Source organism: Vibrio sp. Of14-4, assembly GCF_022347625.1.
Taxonomy (GTDB): Bacteria; Pseudomonadota; Gammaproteobacteria; order Enterobacterales; family Vibrionaceae; genus Vibrio; species Vibrio pristinus.
On the sequence record NZ_JAKRGI010000001.1, the window covers coordinates 336,685 to 358,316 of the forward strand.

16 protein-coding genes and 4 tRNA genes are annotated in these 21,632 nt (G+C 42.1%); 15 read left to right on the forward strand and 5 right to left on the reverse strand.

Annotation, left to right across the window (positions count from 1 at the left end; genetic code table 11):
* Window positions 1-20 precede the first annotated feature (20 nt).
* On the forward strand, window positions 21-788 hold the full coding sequence (locus tag MHN79_RS01490; protein WP_152430238.1) for a nucleotidyltransferase domain-containing protein: 768 nt from the start codon (window positions 21-23) through the stop codon (window positions 786-788).
* Between the two features lie 9 nt (window positions 789-797).
* Here the strand turns inward: MHN79_RS01490 and MHN79_RS01495 are convergent, their stop codons facing one another.
* The 3 genes from MHN79_RS01495 to MHN79_RS01505 all read right to left on the reverse strand — a co-directional run bounded on the left by MHN79_RS01495 (window position 798) and on the right by MHN79_RS01505 (window position 5,659).
* Window positions 798-3,161, reverse strand: coding sequence for a DNA polymerase II (locus tag MHN79_RS01495; protein WP_239171386.1), 2,364 nt, complete (start codon window positions 3,159-3,161; stop codon window positions 798-800).
* 53 nt (window positions 3,162-3,214) lie between these two features.
* On the reverse strand, window positions 3,215-5,065 hold the full coding sequence (locus MHN79_RS01500) for a DUF4105 domain-containing protein (RefSeq protein ID WP_239171387.1): 1,851 nt from the start codon (window positions 5,063-5,065) through the stop codon (window positions 3,215-3,217).
* A gap of 108 nt (window positions 5,066-5,173) precedes the next feature.
* A complete protein-coding gene (locus tag MHN79_RS01505) occupies window positions 5,174-5,659 on the reverse strand; it encodes a DUF3015 domain-containing protein (protein WP_239171388.1) in 486 nt (161 codons plus the stop codon).
* Window positions 5,660-6,008: 349 nt separating this feature from the next.
* On the opposite strand from MHN79_RS01505, the gene uvrY reads away from it, so the two are divergent.
* The 9 genes from uvrY to MHN79_RS01550 all read left to right on the forward strand — a co-directional run bounded on the left by uvrY (window position 6,009) and on the right by MHN79_RS01550 (window position 12,440).
* On the forward strand, window positions 6,009-6,653 hold the full coding sequence (uvrY, locus tag MHN79_RS01510) for a UvrY/SirA/GacA family response regulator transcription factor (protein ID WP_114785643.1): 645 nt from the start codon (window positions 6,009-6,011) through the stop codon (window positions 6,651-6,653).
* Window positions 6,653-8,485 carry an excinuclease ABC subunit UvrC gene (gene uvrC, locus MHN79_RS01515; protein ID WP_239171389.1) on the forward strand — a complete coding sequence of 611 codons (1,833 nt, stop codon included), beginning with the start codon at window positions 6,653-6,655 and terminating at the stop codon, window positions 8,483-8,485. The genes uvrY and uvrC overlap by 1 nt, the downstream gene beginning before the upstream one ends.
* Window positions 8,486-8,568: 83 nt before the next feature.
* Window positions 8,569-9,126, forward strand: a complete 558-nt coding sequence (gene pgsA / locus MHN79_RS01520) for a CDP-diacylglycerol--glycerol-3-phosphate 3-phosphatidyltransferase (protein WP_239171390.1) — start codon at window positions 8,569-8,571, stop codon at window positions 9,124-9,126.
* A gap of 231 nt (window positions 9,127-9,357) precedes the next feature.
* A tRNA-Cys gene (locus tag MHN79_RS01525) sits at window positions 9,358-9,431 on the forward strand.
* A gap of 3 nt (window positions 9,432-9,434) precedes the next feature.
* Window positions 9,435-9,510: transfer RNA gene (locus MHN79_RS01530), tRNA-Gly, on the forward strand.
* A 71-nt stretch (window positions 9,511-9,581) separates the two neighbouring features.
* Window positions 9,582-9,668: transfer RNA gene (locus tag MHN79_RS01535), tRNA-Leu, on the forward strand.
* 13 nt (window positions 9,669-9,681) lie between these two features.
* Window positions 9,682-9,757: transfer RNA gene (locus MHN79_RS01540), tRNA-Gly, on the forward strand.
* Between the two features lie 470 nt (window positions 9,758-10,227).
* On the forward strand, window positions 10,228-11,889 hold the full coding sequence (locus MHN79_RS01545; protein WP_239171391.1) for a hypothetical protein: 1,662 nt from the start codon (window positions 10,228-10,230) through the stop codon (window positions 11,887-11,889).
* A complete protein-coding gene (locus tag MHN79_RS01550; RefSeq protein WP_239171392.1) occupies window positions 11,886-12,440 on the forward strand; it encodes a hypothetical protein in 555 nt (184 codons plus the stop codon). The genes MHN79_RS01545 and MHN79_RS01550 overlap by 4 nt, the downstream gene beginning before the upstream one ends.
* A gap of 86 nt (window positions 12,441-12,526) precedes the next feature.
* Here the strand turns inward: MHN79_RS01550 and MHN79_RS01555 are convergent, their stop codons facing one another.
* Window positions 12,527-13,570 carry an alkene reductase gene (locus MHN79_RS01555; RefSeq protein ID WP_239171512.1) on the reverse strand — a complete coding sequence of 348 codons (1,044 nt, stop codon included), beginning with the start codon at window positions 13,568-13,570 and terminating at the stop codon, window positions 12,527-12,529.
* 130 nt (window positions 13,571-13,700) lie between these two features.
* Here MHN79_RS01555 and MHN79_RS01560 point away from each other — a divergent pair, with 130 nt between their 5' ends.
* Complete coding sequence (locus MHN79_RS01560; RefSeq protein ID WP_239171513.1) at window positions 13,701-14,279, forward strand: TetR/AcrR family transcriptional regulator; 579 nt, start codon at window positions 13,701-13,703, stop codon at window positions 14,277-14,279.
* Here MHN79_RS01560 and MHN79_RS01565 read toward each other — a convergent pair.
* Window positions 14,276-15,355 (reverse strand): PQQ-dependent sugar dehydrogenase, encoded by a 1,080-nt coding sequence (locus MHN79_RS01565; protein ID WP_239171514.1) that lies wholly within the window; start codon window positions 15,353-15,355, stop codon window positions 14,276-14,278. The genes MHN79_RS01560 and MHN79_RS01565 overlap by 4 nt on opposite strands.
* A gap of 313 nt (window positions 15,356-15,668) precedes the next feature.
* On the opposite strand from MHN79_RS01565, the gene pheS reads away from it, so the two are divergent.
* From pheS to MHN79_RS01585, 4 genes are all read left to right on the forward strand, one after another.
* Entirely contained in the window at window positions 15,669-16,652 is a 984-nt protein-coding gene (gene pheS, locus MHN79_RS01570) for a phenylalanine--tRNA ligase subunit alpha (RefSeq protein WP_114785531.1), read from the forward strand.
* Between the two features lie 18 nt (window positions 16,653-16,670).
* Window positions 16,671-19,058: a phenylalanine--tRNA ligase subunit beta gene (gene pheT, locus MHN79_RS01575; protein WP_239171393.1), complete on the forward strand. Its 2,388-nt coding sequence runs from the start codon at window positions 16,671-16,673 to the stop codon at window positions 19,056-19,058.
* Window positions 19,059-19,259: 201 nt separating this feature from the next.
* Window positions 19,260-20,006, forward strand: a complete 747-nt coding sequence (locus MHN79_RS01580) for a hypothetical protein (protein WP_239171394.1) — start codon at window positions 19,260-19,262, stop codon at window positions 20,004-20,006.
* Between the two features lie 407 nt (window positions 20,007-20,413).
* A complete protein-coding gene (locus MHN79_RS01585; protein WP_239171395.1) occupies window positions 20,414-21,607 on the forward strand; it encodes an alpha-xenorhabdolysin family binary toxin subunit A in 1,194 nt (397 codons plus the stop codon).
* Window positions 21,608-21,632: the final 25 nt, after the last annotated feature.

Here is a 21,632-nt window from a genome sequence, read left to right on the forward strand (position 1 = left end):
AAATTAATGTAGTCAATTATATGCATCTTTCAGTTATCGACCCTAACCAGCCACTTCAGGAAATGTATCAGCCAGCGGTGGATGAGCTTGTGACTTTTCTAAAGAGTGGGCTGGGAGAGAATCTCCATAGTGTATACATTTATGGGAGTGTTGCTCGAAAGCGAGCTGAACCCAACCTGTCTAATCTTGATGCTCTAGTAGTGTCAAATGAGAGCTTTAGTGATACAAGAACAACCTTGTTTAATTCGATAAAGTTTCGTTTTCAAAAAGCTTACCCATTTATCAACGGGATTTCCCTAACAAATGCTTTAGCTCAAGAAGTCGCTAGTCTTGACAGTATATTCTCTTTGGGCTTTCAGCTGCGCCATTGTTCAGTTTGTGTTTACGGTGAAAACCTAGCAGAATGCTTTGGGGATTATGAACCGAGTTGGGAGGTTGCCAAGCACTGGAACATGGATGTCGAAAATTGGGTTGCTGTGTATCGTAATCGAATAGCGCGCTCAGCGACACCAGAAGACCAAATCAAGGCCCAAGTGATCATTGCGAAAAAGCTACTTCGAGCCAGCTATTCTCTTGTGATGTATAAAGACAAAAATTGGTTTGATGATCCCATTGAGTGCGGGAATAATTTTTTGCGTTATTATCCAGAAAAGCAAGTAGAGATAGAACGCTTGGGGATTTTGCTGTCAGGTCGTTTTATTGCCAAGCGTTCTGTTATAGGTATCCTCGATGGCTTTGGAGAGTGGCTGGTCAAGCAGTATCAAAAAACAGAGTTTCGTATTGGCTAGCAATCTCTGTTAGAACAAACCAAGCTGAGGCTCGTATAGGCTAGTAAAATTGATTCCCACAAATGGCAGAATGGCTTCTGCGACAGGCTTAAGTTGCTTATCGATGTAGTGCTGATAATCGATAGGGCTTTTTAAGTATTCCAGCGGCTCTGGCCCGTTAATAGTAATCACATACTCAATTCTGCCTTTATTTTGGTATTGAAGAGGCCTTCCCAATTGTGAGTTTATTTCATCGGCTAAGCGAGCGGCCTTTACTTGTGGAGGAATATTTTTTTGATATTCATGGAGTCTGCGCCGAAGGCGCTTCTGATACACCATTTCTGAATCGAACTCTCCAGCTAATGTCTGCTCGACAAACTCTCGAACAAAGTCTGAGGGATCTTGTTCATGGAAGATCATCGAATAGAGCTGGCGCTGAAAATGTTGGGATAGAGGAGTCCAATCAGTACGAGCGCTTTCTAGACCTTTGAATACAATTTTTTCTGACTCGCCGTCGCCAATGAGTCCGGCATAACGTTTTTTTGATCCTGTTTCTTGGCCTCGAATCGTGGGCATAAGAAACTTTTTGTAATGCGTTTCATACTCGATCTCAAGAATTGAGGTCAGGTTATATTTTTCTTTGAGGTGCTTTGTCCACCAATCGTTAATGCAGTCTACGAGCTTTAGCCCTATCTTATCAGCTTGCACTTGTGAGAACTGACCGTTTAAGGCAACAAAGGTTGAATCGGTATCACCATAGATCACTTGATAACCTTGTTGCTCAATTAACTGCTTAGTTTGTTTCATGATTTCATGCCCACGCATTGTGATACTTGATGCTAAGCGAGTATCAAAGAAACGGCAGCCAGAAGACCCAAGCACACCGTAAAATGAATTCATGATAATCTTAATGGCCTGTGAAAATACGTCTTCGCTATTGCTTTTAGCTTGGTCTCGAGCTGCCCAAAGATCTTCAATCATAGCCGGAAGAAAATGTTTACTGCGATGGAACTGTGCTCCTCGAAAACCTTCTACCGCTTGATGTTCGCCCTTGCCAACTTCTAATTTTAGTCCTTCGATTAAGCCCATAGGGTCAATCAGAAACGATCGAATTATTGATGGATAAAGGCTCTTAAAATCAAGTACCAAAACAGAATCATAAAGATTTGGTATTGAATCCATGACATAACCACCAGGGCTTGCGAACCAGTTCTCAGAGTGTAAATTGGGAGCGGCATAGCCTGCTCGGTGAAGTTGAGGCAGATATAAATTAGTGAATGCTGCCACTGAGCCTCCGACACGGTCCAGCTCTACGCCTGTTAGTTTCGAGCGCTCAATAGCAAACTCAAGTAAATGAGTTTGAGAGAATATTTTATTTACCAGGACACAGTCTTGAAGGTTATATTTTGCCAAAGAAGGCTTATCTTTAAGAAACATCTGGTTTATTTCATCCATTCTATCGTGGACATTATGGATTTTTTTCCCTTCGCCTAATAACTCTTGAGAGACAGATTCAAGTGACCAACTGCGAAAGTGAAAGGTCGCCGTTTTAAGTGTGTCAATGCCGTCCATCACGACTCTACCCGGAATAGACACAAAAGCTTGTTGGGTATTTGAGGAGGTTCGAAAGAAGCAATTCTGTTTAGCTCGGCCTATGTTCAATTTGAGCTTATGCCACTGAGCGCGCTTGTGCAGAACTCGAAAATCAAAATCAATCACATTCCAGCCAATAATGACGTCAGGGTCAAATTGTTCAAACCAGCGTATCATGGCAATTAAGAGTTGGCGCTCGTTTTCGACCCACTCGATCTGAGTCTCCGATTCCTGATAGGGACCTATCATGATGACTCGACTGTCCATCGAGCTATCGAGCCCAACCGAATACAGTATGCCTTTTTCTGAGCACTCAATATCTAAGGAAACCACTTTTAACTGTGGTGTATAATCGTATTTTCGGCATTGAGTGTGATGAAACTTTGTGTAGCCTCGCTTTTGCTCTGGTATTCCAGAAAATTCAAGGCCGCCTTGAATAAAGCGCTCCATTAAATAACGATCTGCAAGACGAATATCATCTTCAAGAACCAGTATGTCCTTTTGTTTGAGCTCTTGGCTGAGTAGTTGTGCTTGCTTGATGGTTTGGCAATAGCAAGCGGCGAGTTTTATACCATCAAAGCTGGTAAGCGGTACGGCCTTGATTTCAGCGTTAATGTGTAAAGAGCGTACCAAGGTTTGGCATGGCAACATCTCTTCTTGAGGAATAAAAAATACAGACTTTTCCCCGTTGATAATGAGCTGAACGGGGCCGTTCTCTGTTTTTAGCCAGAGCTCTATCTGGGTTTGACCTGAGATGTCTCTGGCTTGGCGAGTCAACAAAAATCCATGTTGTATTGACATTTGGAATGCTCTTATAGTAATTCGCCGCTAGCTTAGCACATGCCTCTAATAGTCTAATAGTAAATTAATCCACTCACCTTAATGCCAATATCTTCCGAATACCATTGCTTATAACCAATCTGAGTTCTGAGCGCAAAATTGGAGGTGAGTGACCAATTCCAACTGATATTTAGGTTTGAATGGGAATCTTGATCAGAATGTATGAGTGCAAGATATTGCGCTTGTAAACCAAGCCTATGCTCTGTGGCTATCTGGAATAAAGCACCAGCTTCAATACCTACTCCCGAAACGAGGTCATAGTCAGTGAGTTTTCCACCGTTTAACTCACCGGATAATAGCGTATAAACATGTGTTTTATCTGAATCTCCCCACGATTTACCATAGCCGCCTTGGGCAAACCAGCGTTCGTCCATGGCGTCCGATTTTGGTTGGCGATCCATCCCAGTACGTATGTTCCAAGACCAGCTGTTAAAAACTCTGTTGCTGGGGGCGAGCGCCATGGCATCGAAGAGGTAAAACCTATCCAGCCTAGTTGTGCCCTCTTGGCTGAGCGTCAGTTGTGTATCGAGAAAATTAATTTGCGCACCCGCGATAAAGCCATCTTGAGAGTCAAATAGGTCATGATACGCGGCTCGCCATTCCAGAGTAGTTTGATTGCTTTTGTCGTCCCAATATTGATAACCCAAACCAAATCGAGCAGAAGCATGACCTTGCTCTGGTGAGACGAGCGGCTGTTCAACAGGTGAAAATGGGGAAGGGACTTTTATTTTGCTTCTTAGATAAAGGAGCTTAGTTAGCCTTTTTGCGGTTGGGTCTCGCTCTAAACCCTGATCATAAAGCTGGAAATTCAGCCATTCATAGGCAAGCTCTAGTATTGCTGCTCTTTCTGTATCTGAGAATTCAGACTTATCTGGGTAATTACCTTGGGTCGCCTTTTTAGCTGCTTCAAACAGGCGCGTATCGACTTCATTGGCTTGATGTAAAAGTCGAGTTCCGAAAGCGGCTCTATAATAGGGGGCCTCCAGTAAATCGTTTTCAGCGAGAACGCGAACTGTGTCTGAAGGAATTGCTTGCACCGAAAACTCTGTTGTTAGAGCCAAGTCTTCTCGGGCAATTTCCAGCAAAGACAGCAATTGATAAGAGCAGTTTTCATCAAGAAAGTAGTAGTCAAACTCAGCGTTTTGCATCTCCCACAAATGGAGTAATATTTTTTCTACTTCTTTTGGGGTAAGTTTTAGCTTGTACTCCCAAATATCTCTTGACTCAATGTCGTTATATTCGCGAACTTTCTTATAGTAGGGCATAACGGCAAATCGACCAGGGTACTGGCCAATTAAGCCCTTGATAGCAAATGCTGCAGAGTTGTCTTGACTGTCAGGCTCTGCGGCAAAGTTGACAGCAAAGGCGACTAATTCTTTATGTCGAGTCTGATCCTTGGCATCGATACGGAGCAGAGTATGACCGAACATGGAAGAGGGGTTATTCATAAATGCTGTCGGGAATACGAGTGTCAGGCCTTCTGGATCAATGATTTCTCTCCACGTGGTTAATTCAGGGCATGAGAGTGTGGCTTGTCTACCTTGCAGGCTTTCTAGCCAAGAGTATCTTGCTGGGAAACGGCATTGCATCTCTTTGGCAATTTCTTGATCCTCTGAGTAAAGTTTGGTTATGGTTGCTTGTAATTCTTGCTCTGGTGAGTGCTTGCCATTTGGCGAAATAAAGAATGGTTCATTATCTATGGTACTTTGGTAGCCGGATAAGAAACTGGGTAGGTAATGGCCTAGTTTGAGCCAATAGGGATCTTGAGCCAGCATCTTGACCTCAAGTTTGTTGGCAGAAAAGGCGTTTGGAACAAACAGATATAAGCTAAGCAGTGAGGCACTTTTGATAAGGTACGACTTCATAAAGGAAAGCTTCTTATATTTTGTTGATGGCGATGGAATTTGACCTATCCTGATGGCTGATAGAGAGAAAATGCCACTCGACTAAGTGGCATTAAGATGTAACCGAGCTTAGATAGCGTAGTGAGCAAGCTCGCTATCGCTTGCAACTACATTATTGAGATTAGCGAAAACTTCTTGAGAGGTAACATTCTCTGAAACAAAGACATCAGAGAAGTTGTCTTGTACTAAAGAGTTAAATTTTGCTTTGTCAGCATCGTCAACTCCCCATACTTCGGAGAGTGTCGCTAAGGTTTCGCCTTGACCCTTTGCCATATCACGAGCGAGATTATCTATATTTCCATCGATAAACATAGCGAGTTTTTCTGAAGAGGTGACTTTACCCGTACCATCACAACCTAGAGTACCAAACGTAATACCAAAAGTTTGGTTGCCCAATAGGCCGTTTGTAGTTGCTGCAAGAATTTTGGGCACTTTTCCTTCACTACCATCAAATACCATGGTACCGAAACCACAGCCCACATCTGAGTCTGCCAATGCCAAACCAGACAAAGGTAATGTAGTGGCCAAAACTGTCGCTGCTAGAAGCTTTTTCATAACATATCCTTAGAAAATAATGTCTTGATAATTCCGTATAAAATGTGCTGCTGAACAATGCACCCTCTAGTCATAGTTTAGATTTTGGCTCCTTGCAAAGGCGCTGATAAGAGAATGTGTTTATAAGCTGAATTTGTAGCTATTACAGTAATATACGGCTAGAATTATCAATAATTGTGTTATTAGGGCGTTAAGCTGCAGTTATGAAAATAAGTACTTGCTAAAGTTTGCGTTTGGGCACATATTCAGATTAAGTAACAAACCATAATTAGGTTAGAATAAGCAGCTATGCTGTTATCCACTTTTATTAGTGGCTGCAGAGCGAATTAAAAAGTGTGGAGATACAAGTTTGATAAATGTTTTCCTTGTAGATGATCACGAGCTGGTTCGCACAGGGATACGACGTATTATTGAAGACGTCCGTGGAATGAACGTAGCAGGGGAAGCTGAAAGCGGTGAAGACGCAGTAAAGTGGTGTCGGGCAAATCATACTGATGTCATTTTAATGGATATGAACATGCCGGGTATTGGGGGCTTAGAGTCAACCAAGAAAATCTTGCGTTTTAATCCTGATGTGAAGATCATCGTTTTAACTGTTCATACGGAGAATCCGTTTCCAACCAAAGTGATGCAAGCAGGTGCGGCAGGGTACCTGACAAAAGGGGCGGGGCCAGATGAAATGGTCAACGCAATACGTATTGTAAATAGTGGTCAGCGTTATATCTCTCCCGATATCGCGCAGCAGATGGCATTGAGCCAATTTTCTTCTGCGTCAGAGAATCCGTTTGCAGAGCTTTCTGAGCGTGAGTTGCAAATAATGATGATGATCACCAAAGGACAAAAAGTTACCGATATATCCGAGCAACTTAATTTAAGCCCTAAAACAGTGAACAGTTACCGATACCGGTTATTTAACAAGCTTGGTATTAATGGTGATGTTGAGCTGACCCATTTAGCCATTCGCCATGGAATGTTAGATACTGAGACTTTGTAGTGACCGACCCTTTTGACTCGGCTTCTTTTTTAAAGACGGTCACCCATCAGCCCGGCGTGTACAGAATGTATAACGCTGAGGCTGTTGTGATCTATGTAGGAAAAGCCAAAGACCTCAAAAAACGCCTTTCTAGTTACTTCCGTACCAAAGTTGATAGTGAAAAAACTCGCGCGCTAGTGAGTAATATTGCTCAAATTGATGTCACTGTCACTCATACAGAAACTGAAGCTCTGATATTAGAGCACAATTACATTAAGCAATACCTGCCCAAATACAATGTGTTGCTAAGAGATGATAAGTCCTACCCGTACATATTTATCAGTGGGCACAAACACCCTCGACTTTCGATGCATCGCGGGGCAAAGAAACGCAAGGGAGAATACTTCGGGCCTTATCCAGATTCAGGAGCGGTACGTGAAACACTGCATTTGATCCAAAAAATTCTTCCTATGAGACAGTGTGAAGATACTGTGTATAGTAATCGTACTCGGCCTTGTTTGATGTACCAAATCGGTCGCTGCGCAGGACCTTGTGTTAGTGACATCATCTCAGATCAAGACTATGCAGAGTTAGTCAATTTGGTTAGATTATTTCTGCAAGGCAAAGATCAGCAAGTCTTATCTACACTTGTTGAAAAGATGGAGCTAGCGAGCCAACAACTTAGATTTGAAGATGCCGCAAAGCTGCGCGACCAAATACAGGCGATACGCCGTGTCCAAGAGCAGCAGTTTGTGTCTCATGATTCTCAGGAAGATATGGATGTGCTCGGCTTTGCTCAAGAAAATGGTGTCGCGTGCATTCATATTTTAATGATTCGCCAAGGGAAAGTACTTGGCAGTCGCAGCCATTTTCCCAAAATCCCCAGTAATACAAGCCAGCAAGAAGTCTTCTACAGCTTTCTTAGTCAGTACTACTTGAGTCATAACGAAGCACGTACTATCCCTGCAAGAATTATTGCTAATGCTGATTTGATAGATGATGCGAAACCATTGCAACAAGCCTTGTGTGATATTGCAGGGCGTAAGATTCATTTTCATATGAATCCAACAGGCCCAAGGGCGCGATATCTTAAACTGGCTAATACCAATGCCTTGACGGCGGTGACCAGCAAAATCAATCATAAAATGACCATTTCGCAGCGCTTCAAGGCGCTTCGAGAACTGCTCAATATGGATAGTATCTTACGTATGGAATGTTTTGATATTTCTCATACTCAAGGTGAAAGTACCATTGCTTCTTGTGTGGTGTTCAACCAAGAAGGGCCGCTAAGACAGGAATACCGGCGCTATAATATCACTGGAATTACGGGTGGCGATGATTATGCCGCCATGGGCCAAGTGCTTGAACGCCGTTACTCAAAACAAATCGATGTGGAAAGAATCCCAGATATTGTATTTATTGACGGTGGAAAAGGGCAGCTTAATCGTGCCGTCGATATTATTTCCAACTATTGGTATGACTGGCCAAAACGTCCTCGATTGATAGGCATTGCTAAAGGTGTGACTCGAAAACCCGGTCTAGAGACGTTAATTACACCGCAAGGAGAAGAGTTTCACTTGCCAAGCGACGCGCCTGCACTGCATTTAATGCAGCACATTCGAGATGAAAGCCACAATCATGCCATAGCAGGTCACAGAGCAAAACGTGGTAAAACCAGAAAAACCAGTGTGTTGGAGGGTATAGAAGGCGTCGGGCCCAAACGTCGTCAGTCTTTGCTTAAGTTTATGGGCGGGCTGCAAGAGCTTCGCCGCGCAAGCGTGGAAGAAATCGCCAAAGTTCCGGGGATTAGTATCTCTTTAGCAGAAAACATTTATCAAGCATTGAAACAATAGAAAAAATCACGCACCATAGAGTCCTGTTGTGAAGCAGTGAACAGAACAATAACGATACGCAAACGATAAGAGCCTCAATAAATATGCGTTTAACGATCCCAAACATTTTATCTTTATTACGACTTCTTCTTATTCCGGTGTTTGTCGTTGTTTTTTATCTTCCCTACAGTTGGGCACCTCTTGCCGCTGCCATGGTGTTTTGGGTCGCGGGTTTCACCGATTGGCTTGATGGAATGCTCGCACGCAAGCTTGGACAAATGTCTCGTTTTGGCGCTTTTATCGATCCCGTAGCCGATAAAGTGCTTGTCGCGAGTGCACTGATTTTAATTACCGAGCATTATCATAGTATTTGGGTGACGATTCCTGCGGTGACTATGATTGCTCGTGAGATCATTATCTCAGCGCTTCGAGAGTGGATGGCTGAGATAGGCAAACGAGCCAGCGTCGCTGTCTCTTGGGTGGGCAAAGTAAAAACGCTCAGCCAGATGTTTGCTCTGTGGGTACTTATTTGGCGATACGATGATTGGATGGTATGGCTGGGCTATATTAGCCTATATGTGGCTACTGTGCTGACCTACTGGTCAATGGCTCAATATCTGATTGCTGCTAAAGATGACCTTCTCAATGAGGAACACCATTGAAAAACGGGCTTAGGCCCGTTTTTTTGTTATCGTATAGACTTTACGACAGCTAACTTAGTTAAATTCAACGAATTTGTGCGACTAAATTAATCAAATTAACGCTTTTTGACGCTTAATTAGACAAACGATTCAAAAAATAAAAAATAGTGTTGACTCATTAGTTCGAATCCGTAGAATGCATCCCGTACCCAAGAGGAACGCAACAAAAAGCGAAACGATTGGAGTTACGGCGGCGCGTTGGCAGAGTGGCTATGCAGCGGATTGCAAATCCGTGGACCTCGGTTCGACTCCGGGACGCGCCTCCATTTGCGACACTAGCTCAGTTGGTAGAGCGCAACCTTGCCAAGGTTGAGGTCACGAGTTCGAACCTCGTGTGTCGCTCCAAATTTTAAGATAGTGATGACCAACAATCATTATCAATGATGGTGTCTCCATCGCAAGTTTTAGATTTGCGTGCCCTGGTGGTGGAATTGGTAGACACAAGGGATTTAAAATCCCTCGGCGTTCGCGCTGTGCCGGTTCAAGTCCGGCCCGGGGCACCATCTAACCTATTACGCGACACTAGCTCAGTTGGTAGAGCGCAACCTTGCCAAGGTTGAGGTCACGAGTTCGAACCTCGTGTGTCGCTCCAAAATTAAACCGTCTAATAGGCGGTTTTTTTATGTCTATTAGTCTTTGTTTGTAGCCTATCTTTCTTCGAATAATGACTTTGGAGGGTGGTGGTACCTGTATTGCTCTATCTTAGCGATTAAGTGAATAATGATAATTCTTATTGCTCGTGCTCTCCTTATACCATTTCCTCTATAGAATTTTAATAAATGATATTACAACTAAATTTTTCTTTGGTTTAAAGAAAACTAAATAATCTCATATTCTTATTACTGTCCTTATTGTCATCATTTATATCTATATGTGTGATTTTTAAATAAAAATTATAATTGATGTAAATATAAACTTTTCCTAAAGTAGTTATGATGAATTGTTTTATATGGTTCCACTCTTTTTACTAGAGGGGAGTATATAAGCTAATGTTCGTTATTAGTATGATTTCTCACTGATGAGAAATTTTCTCAATACTTTTCAACAAAAATAGGACAATAAATGAAATATAGATATTTTATTATGGCAGGTTTAATTTTTCCAAGCTGGTCTGCTTTATCTACTCCCAATATAAATCGATGTGAAAATATAAATATTCCATTTGAAAATAATCAATTATATTTTGATCAAAGTTGTTCAACTGCATATGTTGTCCCCAAAGGTAATGGAACTATAAAAGAAGGCTCTTTTACTCCCAACAGCTATGGTAGGAATATTTGTAGTCACTATCGCTCAACTGCGGATGCGATTGAACGTGTCGATAATGAATTGTTGGACTTTTATAAAAAATTTGCAGAAAACGTAGAGAAAAAAATAGAGCTAATTAACAGAGTTTATGAATTAAATATAAAAATAATCTCAGTAAAAGAGCAGTATGAAGATGAAATAAGCAAATATGAACGAGCACAAGCTGATATGGATTTTTTACGGGATGAATATATAGAGCTTAGCCGAGAACTTTCCAGCTGCAAGAATATATCCAATGAATGTAGCTTTGAACAGGAAGAGGTTGATAGAGTCAGAGCTGATCTCATTGTCGCAGCACAAGAAGTAAGTGAAGCTAACAAAGGATATGAGATACCCAAAGCGATTATCAAAAGCGCGGAAAAGGCAATTTTGAGTGCAGAAGAGCAATTGGCGTTACTTGAATACCATGAGAAGACACACTTGGAAACCATGAAATCCGTCAAAGATAATTTGATGCAAATGCTTACTAAATATTCTTATACTGAGGCGGGTGATGCATTGTTTACTTTTGACTTGGAGCATCAAGCACTAGTCGAAGAGTTAGCCGAGAAATATTCACATTTAGGGTTGAATTGGGAAAAAATGCCTGCAACAAAAGTAGATGCTTCAACGCTATCTTTATTTAACTCCTCGGTGTTGAGCATTGATGCGCAGAACCTGCTTCCTGTAGTAGAGACATACATAGTGGGCCAAGGTCGGCCGAGTCCTGGATTTAATACGATAGGCAAGCAGCAGATATCTCCAGAGGGCCCGAGGTCAGCTGCTGATATGCAGTCATCAGCCCCCTCCAATGATATTGTTAAGGCGGGTTTTAAGGTGAATGCAATTAGTGCCTGTAACTTGGACAATGATTCTAGTCTGAATCAAATGGTTAAAGTCATTAAGCCGTCCTTATACTTTCAATATGGGGTTGATGTTTCTTCAGGTTATACCGCTCACGTAAATACAAAAGCCTTAATTGACGCTACTGAAATTAGACAATCAAGTGACTATAGTGTTTGGTTAAAGCCTTGGGCAAAAGCGAACACTACTAGTGATTTAAATAGCCTTATTAACATTAATTTTGATAGCGCTGTGCCTGAAGATATTCAGTTTAAAGTTGCACGATCTGTTCTTGAACGCACTGCTCTTAGTTACATGGATAATTTAGGTAAGAGAGTACCAATTCCACCGTATTCAACTGTAGGAATTGCTAGTGGTGCTGAATTACCCTCAATTGACAGAGGTTATGAAACAGTATCAGCTTATCGAAGCGTTTATTTCATATGGAGTAAATTTAGTCAACAAGAAGAAGACACTATTTCAGCTAGAGATCGTTATTTTTGGGATAATACTGAGGCTACTTACTCAGAAAGTATAGCGAGCTCATATATGCTTCCTCAAAGTAAACTGATTTCATTTGAGATTGCACAGTGATTAGAGCTCTAGGTATCGCCCTGATTATTATTTTTTTATGCATAGCAGGCTGGGGCTATCAGTGGCTATTTATTGATGTTAAGCAGCAAGAACAATTGTTGGTTGGTGGTATGAAAAGAAGTACTATCGATTCTCAGTTCGATAAAACCTCGGTTTATTCTTCTGCAACTTCTCTAAATCAACCTCAAACAGAGAACTCTAACCGACTAATTAATCAGCTACAAAGCTCTTATGTTGATCCCAAACAAGCAAGATTACTTTCAGATAAAGAGCTATCTAGTGAATTTTCAGCAATTTCTGAATCTATTGAGAATAGTGGACTTTTAAATGATATAAACACCAATGTACTTAATGAAAGAGAAATGGATATGACTGTTAAACTATTTAAGCAGCATGACATATTAGGTACGGAGATTATACGTCGGAAAGTACAATCTTTGGACAAAGAAAGGTTGGCAGAAGAATTAGGAGAATTAGAAGGAAACTTGCAAAGCATAGAAGAAATCATAAGCGAGGCTGAGAGCTTAATAAGAGAAATAGAGGGAAATTAGTTCCCTTTATTTTTATACTAAGCATGTAGCGTAGTCCATTTTTTGATACTTCCCCCCAAAGTATCTTGGGGGGCTTTAGTACCTAGTTACACAAGCTGTGCGAGCATATCATCCGAGTAGTCGGTAAGTGCTTCGCCGGCTTTGACTTTAGCAACATAGTCGGGGTTAGCAATTAGTGGGCGCCCTATAGCTAATAGATCAAATTTTCCAGCGGCTAAAGCGGCATTGCCCGATTCTGGGGTAAAGCCGCCAACCCCCATTAAGGTATTGCTGTAGTTAGCACGCATATAGTCAGACACCTTGCCACCTAAGTAATCAAAAGTCATATTATCGTCGAATATACCGACATGCAGATAGCATAATTCTTTGCTTTCTAAAGTTTGCAGTAAGTAGTCAAAAACCTGTTTGTCCCTTGGGTCAGATTCCATATTGAAATACGCTCCAGGTGAGAGACGAAGCGCGGTCCTTTCTGAGCCAATCGCTTCGGATACTGAGTCAACCACTTGTAAGGCAAATCGAGTCATATTTTCTGCATTTCCACCAAATTCATCCTCGCGCTGATTGCTGGCAAAGTGTAAGAATTGATCAATTAAATAGCCATTGGCTCCATGGATTTCTACGCCATCAAACCCAGCTTCAAGCGCATTAATTGCTGCCTGACGATAATCTTCAACCAGCTCTAGGATCTCTTCTCGGCTTGCAGGCTTTGGTGTGATGTATTCAAGTTCTCGCATGCGTGGAACCGTGCCATCAACACCGATTGCTGAAGGAGCAAGTACATAATCACCGCCATAGAAGTGCGGGTGTGCGACTCGACCTGTGTGCCATAACTGAAGGAAAATCTTGCCTCCATTTTGGTGAACGGCATCAGTCACTTTACGCCATCCTAATATCTGTTCTTGAGTGTAGATGCCAGGAGTATTGGGATAGCCTTGCGCATCAGGTCGTATGATGGTTGCTTCACTGATGATAAGCCCTGTATCAGCGCGGCGTGCATAATACTTCACCATGTCATCAGTGGGGACAAGATTGGCATCAGCCATGCAGCGGGTCAAGGGTGCCATAATAATGCGATTATTTAGGGTAATAGCGTCATTAAGTGTTATTGGTTCGAATAAATGTTGCATGATTTTTCCTTGATGATTTCTTGAATGTTCATTCAAGTTAGTCTAATTTGAATGAACATTCAACATGTTTTTTGAATGTCTGTTCAAAATCCGTTAAAGTAGGGTGTTGTTGATAATTTAAATGTGAGTGATGATGCGCAGCGCAGAATTTGATCGTGAAACAGTGCTACGTTCTGCAATGGAAGCCTTTGTAAGTAAAGGGTATTCAAAAACCAGCATGCAGGACTTAAAAGCCGCAACAGGACTACATCCTGGCTCAATTTATTGCGCGTTTGAAAACAAGCGTGGGCTCTTGATTGCTGCGCTTGGCCAGTATCGTGATGACAAGTCTCGTGAATTTGAAACCTTGTTCAAAGAGCAAGAAAACGTGTTCTATGGTTTAAATCGTTACCTAGATTCTGTGGTTGAAGAGTGTGAGAAAGAGGCAATCAAAGATTGTTTATTGCAAAAGTCCTTGAGTGAATTGGCGCAGCAAGATGCGGAAGTCGAGCAGCTCATTAGCTCTATGCTGCAAGACTGGCATCGCTCGATTGAGAAAAAAATTTCTCAGGCTCAAGATGCGGGATACGTAAATAAGCATAAATCTGCCGGACAACTGACCCAGTTTGTTGTTATGGGTATTTACGGGATGCGCACCTTTTCACATACCCAACCTAAACCGGGTGTGTTGAAAGAGTTAAAGCAAGAATTGATTCATTATCTTACCAGTTAGTTGCCTTTTATAAGGCGATATATATTGCCTTGATCGGTACTAAAAATAATCTCATCTTTTGGGCTCACGATAACGTGTCTGATCCGCTCATTGAGATGCTCAAGAATGCGAGTTTCTTCAATCGCAGATTGAGTATTATCGAGAGTGATAACATTGATATGTGTGAGCTTTAGGGCTGGGGCGAGAAGTTTTCCATTCAACTCAGGGTAGTGGTTACCTCTATAAAGTAGCAGGCTTGCAGGTGCAATTGATGGAATGTAAACCTTAATTGGTGACTCAATCCCTTCTTTTTCTGTAGCATCAGCAACATTAATCGGCCCCCAATATTCCTTACCGTGTGAGGTTATTGGCCAGCCATAGTTAGCACCTCTCTTAATAAGATTGAGCTCATCACCACCTCTTGGCCCATGTTCAATTGACCAAAGGGTTTGTGACTCACCATCAAAATACAAACCTTGAGGGTTTCTGTGGCCAATGCTCCACAGTGCTTTTTGCGCATTGGGAATTGAGATAAAAGGATTGTTCTTAGCTGAGCTGCCATCTGGATTCAGCCGTAAGATAGAACCAGCATGGGTGCTAAAATCTTGTCCGTTTGGCCTTTCTCCTCTGTCACCAATACTCATAAACACATGATCTTTATCAAAAGCTAAGCGACTTCCGTAATGTCGGCTTGTGTCGGAATTAGAGGTTGAGGTAAAAATGGTTTCGAACTGAGAAAGTTTTCCAGATTGATAGAGAAAACTTGCTAATGCTGTGTCTGATCCGGTTTGAGTTTTCTGGCTATACGTGACATAGAACTTATTTTTTTCAAATGGAGATGACGTAATGTCCAGCCAGCCACCTTGGCCTACTGAATACAGGTCAGATGGGTTTTCCATCAGTTTAGATGTCTCTCCGTTTATGGTATTAAGAGCAAGTATATGGCCATTTCTTTCAGTGACAAGCAATGTATTAGCATCAAAAAATGCCATGCCCCAAGGTACTTTAAGGCCTGATGCAATTTTCTGAGTTTGGTAACCTTGGCTATGCGCAAAGCTTATCGATGCGGTTAACACCAAGCATAATGCTGTTCTTATCACTGGCAACTCCTCCCTATTGACTCTGAGTATGAACCTCTAACCCAACTCTAGACAGCTTTTTATTTTATACAACTTGTTGCTCTTGTGAGGGATGAAATATTGCTCCCAGCAACCTGTTTTTTTGCTGCTAGCGTATGTCGTAGTGCCACAGCGTGGTCCATAAGGCAAAAACTTGGACTAAATTACCGCTCAGCGCGTTTTTCAGATTGGCTTTATACAGCGGTTTCGTTACTATGTAGGGCTATTTACGAAGCCTGAAATCCCTATCGGGAAACCTTATGGAAACTACCAATAGGTAGATGAGGAAACGATGCAACATCTAGAAGAGATTATTGCTAATGCGAACGCTGCTATTGACGCAGCAGATTCATTAGTCGCACTCGACGAAGTGCGTGTACAGTATTTGGGTAAAAAAGGTGAGCTAACAGCTCAGCTTCAAAGCCTAGGTAAATTGCCACCAGAAGAGCGCCGTAGTGCAGGTCAAGAGATCAACAAAGCGAAAGGTGTTGTCCAGCAAGCGATCGCTGCTCGTAAAGACGCATTGCAGCGTGCAGAGCTTGAAGCCAAATTGGCAGCAGAGACAATTGACGTGACTCTACCTGGTCGCCGCATAGAAAATGGCGGTCTGCATCCAGTGACTCGTACTGTTGAGCGTATTGAACAGTTTTTTGGTGAACTCGGTTTTAATACTGAATCAGGCCCTGAGATTGAAGACGCATTTCATAACTTTGATGCGCTGAATATTGCAGAGGATCACCCTGCGCGCACAGACCATGATACTTTCTTCTTTAATCCAGATCTTATGCTGCGCACGCACACTTCAGGTGTTCAGATCCGCACAATGGAAAATGGACAACCACCGTTTCGCTTTATTGCTCCTGGGCGCGTATATCGTAACGACTACGACCAAACACACACACCCATGTTCCACCAAGTGGAAGGTATGCTGGTTGATGAAAACGTTAACTTTGCCCAGCTTAAAGGGATTCTCCATGACTTCCTGTGTAACTTCTTTGAAGAAGAAGTTGAAGTCCGTTTTCGCCCTTCATACTTCCCATTCACAGAGCCTTCAGCAGAAGTCGATGTGAAAGGGAAGAATGGCAAATGGTTAGAAGTATTAGGTTGTGGCATGGTCCACCCAAATGTTCTTCGCAGTGTAGGCATTGATGCTGAAAAATACTCTGGCTTTGCATTTGGTATGGGCGTAGAGCGTTTAACTATGCTTCGCTATGGCGTAAACGATTTAAGAGCGTTCTTCGAGAACGATCTACGTTTCTTAAAACAGTTCAAGTAATCTAGGGGAACCATCACTATGAAATTTAGCGAAACTTGGCTTCGTGAGTGGGTAAACCCTTCGGTTTCAACACATGAGTTGACTCACCAAATTACTATGGCAGGCCTTGAAGTTGATGATGTTCTGCCTGTCGCTGGCTCTTTTACTGGCGTTAAAGTTGGTCATGTTGTTGAATGTGGTCAGCACCCTGATGCAGACAAACTACGAGTGACTAAAGTGGATGTTGGCGAAGCTGACTTACTTGATATTGTCTGCGGCGCACCAAACTGTCGTGAGGGCCTAAAAGTTGCTGTTGCAACTGTCGGTGCAGTGCTACCGGGCGATTTTAAAATTAAGAAAGCTAAACTACGTGGTCAGCCTTCTCATGGCATGCTTTGTTCATTTACAGAACTTGGTATTGATGTTGAATCAGATGGCATCATGGAGCTTGCGGAAGACGCCGTTGTCGGTACAGACTTTCGTCAATTCTTGGGTCTAGATGATGTAACAGTTGATGTTGACTTGACGGCAAACCGTGCTGATTGTTTTAGCATTCGTGGGCTTGCTCGTGAGGTCGGTGTACTTAACCGCGCAGACGTCACTGAGCCAGCAATAAACCCAGTGGCTCCTGCTATTGACGATACGGTTTCTATTGAGGTTAAAGCGCCAGCAGCATGTCCTCGTTACCTAGGCCGCGTGGTTAAAAATGTCAACGTCAAAGCCCAAACGCCGCTTTGGATGCAAGAGAAACTGCGTCGCTGTGGTATTCGTTCTATCGATCCAGTGGTTGATATTACGAACTACATCTTGCTAGAGCAAGGCCAACCAATGCATGCTTTCGATCTGAACAAAATCGACGGTGGTATCGTGGTTCGTATGGCAGAGCAGGGTGAAAAGCTCACGCTTCTCGATGGCAGTGAAGCGGAACTGAATGCTGATACACTGGTTATCGCGGATCGCAATAAAGCACTGGGCATTGCCGGAATTTTTGGTGGTCAGGACTCTGGTGTAACGTCTGAAACCCAAGATGTGTTACTAGAGTGTGCCTTCTTCGCGCCTGATCATATCCGTGGTCGCGCTCGCAGTTACGGTTTACACACAGACTCATCAATGCGCTTTGAGCGTGGTGTCGATTACGCATTGCAAGCAAGTGCGATGGAGCGAGCAACCGAGTTGCTGGTTGAAATCTGTGGCGGTGAAGTAGCTCCTGTTGTTGCTGTTGAATCAGCCAGTGACTTGCCTACTCCGAATACCGTTGCATTGCGCCGTACTAAACTTGATAGCCTTTTGGGTCATCATATTGCTGATGCAGATGTGGTTGAGATTTTGGAGCGTTTGGGTCTGCAGGTAGCAACAACCGAAACAGGCTGGACAGCAACTGCACCAACGTGGCGCTTTGATATTGCCATTGAGCAAGACTTGATCGAAGAAGTGGGTCGTATTTATGGGTATGATAATATTCCAAATCAGAGCCCAGCCGCTGATCTCAAAATGCACGATCATGTAGAAGCGAATATTCCACTTAAACGCGTTCGCAACTTGCTTGTAGACCGTGGTTTCCAAGAAGCTATCACCTATAGCTTTGTTGAGCCAGAGCAGCAAAAACTCATTGTTCCAGATGTTGAGCCTTTAATCTTACCTTTCCCAATTTCTGCGGATATGTCAGCGATGCGTTTGGGTTTGATTCAAGGTCTTCTCAACACTGTGGTTCACAATCAAAAGCGTCAGCAGCCGCGTGTTCGTTTATTCGAGTACGGTTTGCGTTTCATCCCATGTGAATCAGCAGAAAACGGCATGCGCCAAGAGCCAATGCTCGCTGGTGTTATAGCAGGTGCTCGCAGTGAAGAGCATTGGGATATAGAAACCAACACGGTTGATTTCTTCGATTTGAAAGGCGATCTTGAAGCCATTCTTGAACTGTCTGCGAACGAAAAAGCCTACTCTTTTGCTGCGGCAAAGCACCCTGCATTGCACCCAGGCCAATCGGCGGCAATCATGGTTGGTGGAAAAGAAGTCGGCGTAATTGGTACTGTTCATCCAGAGCTTGAGCGTAAGTTTGGCCTCAACGGTCGCACTATTGTGTTTGAAATCGAGTGGTCTGCCATCAACACTAAGGTGATCCCAGAAGCGGTACAACTTTCTAAGTTTCCTTCAAACCGTCGTGATATTGCATTGGTTGTTGAAGAGGAAATTGCATCTGGCGATATCGTTGCAGCGTGTCTCGAAAAAGGAGGAGAATTCCTCACAGATGCTCGCTTGTTTGATGTTTACCTTGGTAAAGGGGTAGAGGAAGGCAAGAAGAGCCTTGCCATTGCTCTAAGTCTACAATCAATAGAGCGTACATTGGAAGACTCGGATATTGCAGGCGCAGTTGATGCAATTGTTGCTCATGTTTCTGAAAAATTTGGTGCTTCTCTTAGAGATTAACCAGACTTAATACCCATAATAAAAAAACCTGCCACAAGGCAGGTTTTTTTGTAGGCAATTACAGTCTTTGTCTTATATTTGAGTTTATAGACAATAATTAAGAAACTTATTGATTTTAAACGGAGCGCATATTAAAACGACCTTGATACAATTTTGTATCATATATCTATCTCTAACTTTAAAATAATAGAAAAACTTAATATGTATAAAAAAACAAGCGTGGCTCTTGCAATAGCCTCTTTAATGTTATTTGGGTGCGGTGGTTCAGGTGGTTCAACCAGTAGCCAAAGTTATGAGTCTGAAATAGAAAACTACGGGTACGTAAAAGATTTGTCGAATTATCTTGATGTACGTATAGGCTTGAAAAACGGCTGGAAAGAGACGATGGGAAATTCGAGAATCACACTAACTTTTGATGTTTCAGCCCAGTTTACAGACGTGAAAGAATTCAAAATCGTTGCCGGAAATATTTATGGCGATAGAGATGATGATAGTTGGGTTAATGGAGCTGACTTATCAATGTCTCTTAAAAAGAAAGATGGGACAAGCCATACATATAGGTATAACCAGTTAGAACTTGGATTAAATAGGACATCGAATAAATTAATATCAGCTAATCTTGGAGGGGTTTGGACTTACTCTCTCTCAATCGGAAACAGTACTACCGAAAAATCTTTGAATTTACGCATCAATAGAGAGTTTACAGGGCCTGAAAATTACCCAGAATATTATGAAATTCACAATTATATGATGGAGGTTATCAATTCAATTGATTTATCAACGCCAATTAAAGTCTCAGTAGTCGATGGTACGAGTGGGGATATTGCTCCAGATGGAGGGTTCAGTCAGCAATTCGATGGGAAAATCGATGATAACCTCGACGACTATACTGGAACAGAACAATGGGTGGATATTTCTAGTGTCCAGCTTTTTTTAAGCCCTCAGTAATTACCTCCACATTATCCCACTTAAAAATAGTCTAATCTGGCTCTAGGAGCTAGATTAGGTTCTAATAATTATAGTATCACTATCCCCCCGAAAATCATTATATACGTCAATAATTCTTCTCATTGCAATTGTTAATTTATATTTTATAAAATATAAAGTTAAATTTTAATAATAAGTTAAAACTAAATATTCATAATGCCAATATTGTAAATAAGATTAATTTACGATCAAAAACACATAAATTTTACTTTTTATGAACAATTATTAAACCAATATCCCATAGTGATATTATTGTTATTTATTTTGTTAAATCGATGAAGCAGTATTTTGAATGATATTTGAACACATAATCGTTTGTTAAATAATCCAATCTATTCAATAAGAAAACGATCTGATGAGGTATAAATATGAAATTTAAAAGAACTGCTCTCGCTACATTATTGGCCTGTGGTTTTGCTGCAAATGTTCTGGCAGAAAAAATTGGTGATGCTCCAGAAGATTTTACCTACACAAGTGAAGAAGCCAACGAAGAAAGGTTTGTTTTAAGTACAGATGAATGGGCTGCCATTCAAATTTTTGCTGCGACAGCTAGGGCACTCCCTATTACTGAAGATGACATGCGCAACGAATTTTTATTAGGTTCACTGGACTTTGGCAGTAACTATCAAGAACTTTTGAGAAGTTATCAGAGCGTGCATGATATTTCTGGGCAGTGGCTAAATGCGGGTGGTTATAGAGATCAAATGGTCGGCTTAGCCACAGATATTGTTATTTACTCAGATGATGTTTTAACTGGGAGTGAGCGTATTTCACTCTTTGTTGACAGAATATGGTCAGCCATCTTGGAAGATGATCTTGCTGCTGGTGACAGGTATTTAACCGTTACTCGAACACTGCTAGAGAAAATGCTAACGGATACTCAAGAGTATTATGATAAGGCTGATGATCTCGGTACAAAACTTACAGAGTTTGTGAATACGTTAGATGCTGAAGATCATGAGCTACAAGAAGTTCAGTCGGCAAATGCAGATATTCTTGAAAATGACGGCTCAGCGACAAAAGATGAGATTGACGCCCTACAAGATAGAATTGAAGAAGTTAATAGGGAATACAGTAAGTGGGTAAAAGTAGCAGCAACGTCTCCTGTCTATTCTACGGTTGCTTTTCCTTTTGGTTTAATTGCATCGATAGGCGCTGCCTCTGGCGGGACAGCGCAAGCTATTGCGTTAAAGAATGAAATCGGATTTATCAAAGAAGACATTGAAAGCCTGTCTAAGCGCCTCAGGACAGAGGAGCTGACTTACGCATCATGGCAGCTTGCCAATAGCAGTATTACTAACACGCGAGACCAACTATCAGAAGCACTTAATGCACTTGAGAAACTAAAAGGTGCTTGGGTACTCGTTGTTGCTCAGCTTCAAGCGGCACTTGAAGGAATACAATCAGCAAATAGCGAAGATGTTATCAATAACCCTGATTTATTGACTGCTCTAGCGCTAACCGCTTCAGAGCTTGAAGATTTGGAGACCCGCTGGGGAGAAATTAAAGAGTCTACAGAGGAATGGGTACGAAACGCTTATGTGACTCAAAGCAACCAATAGCAGCACTAAGGCAGCCACAGATTAG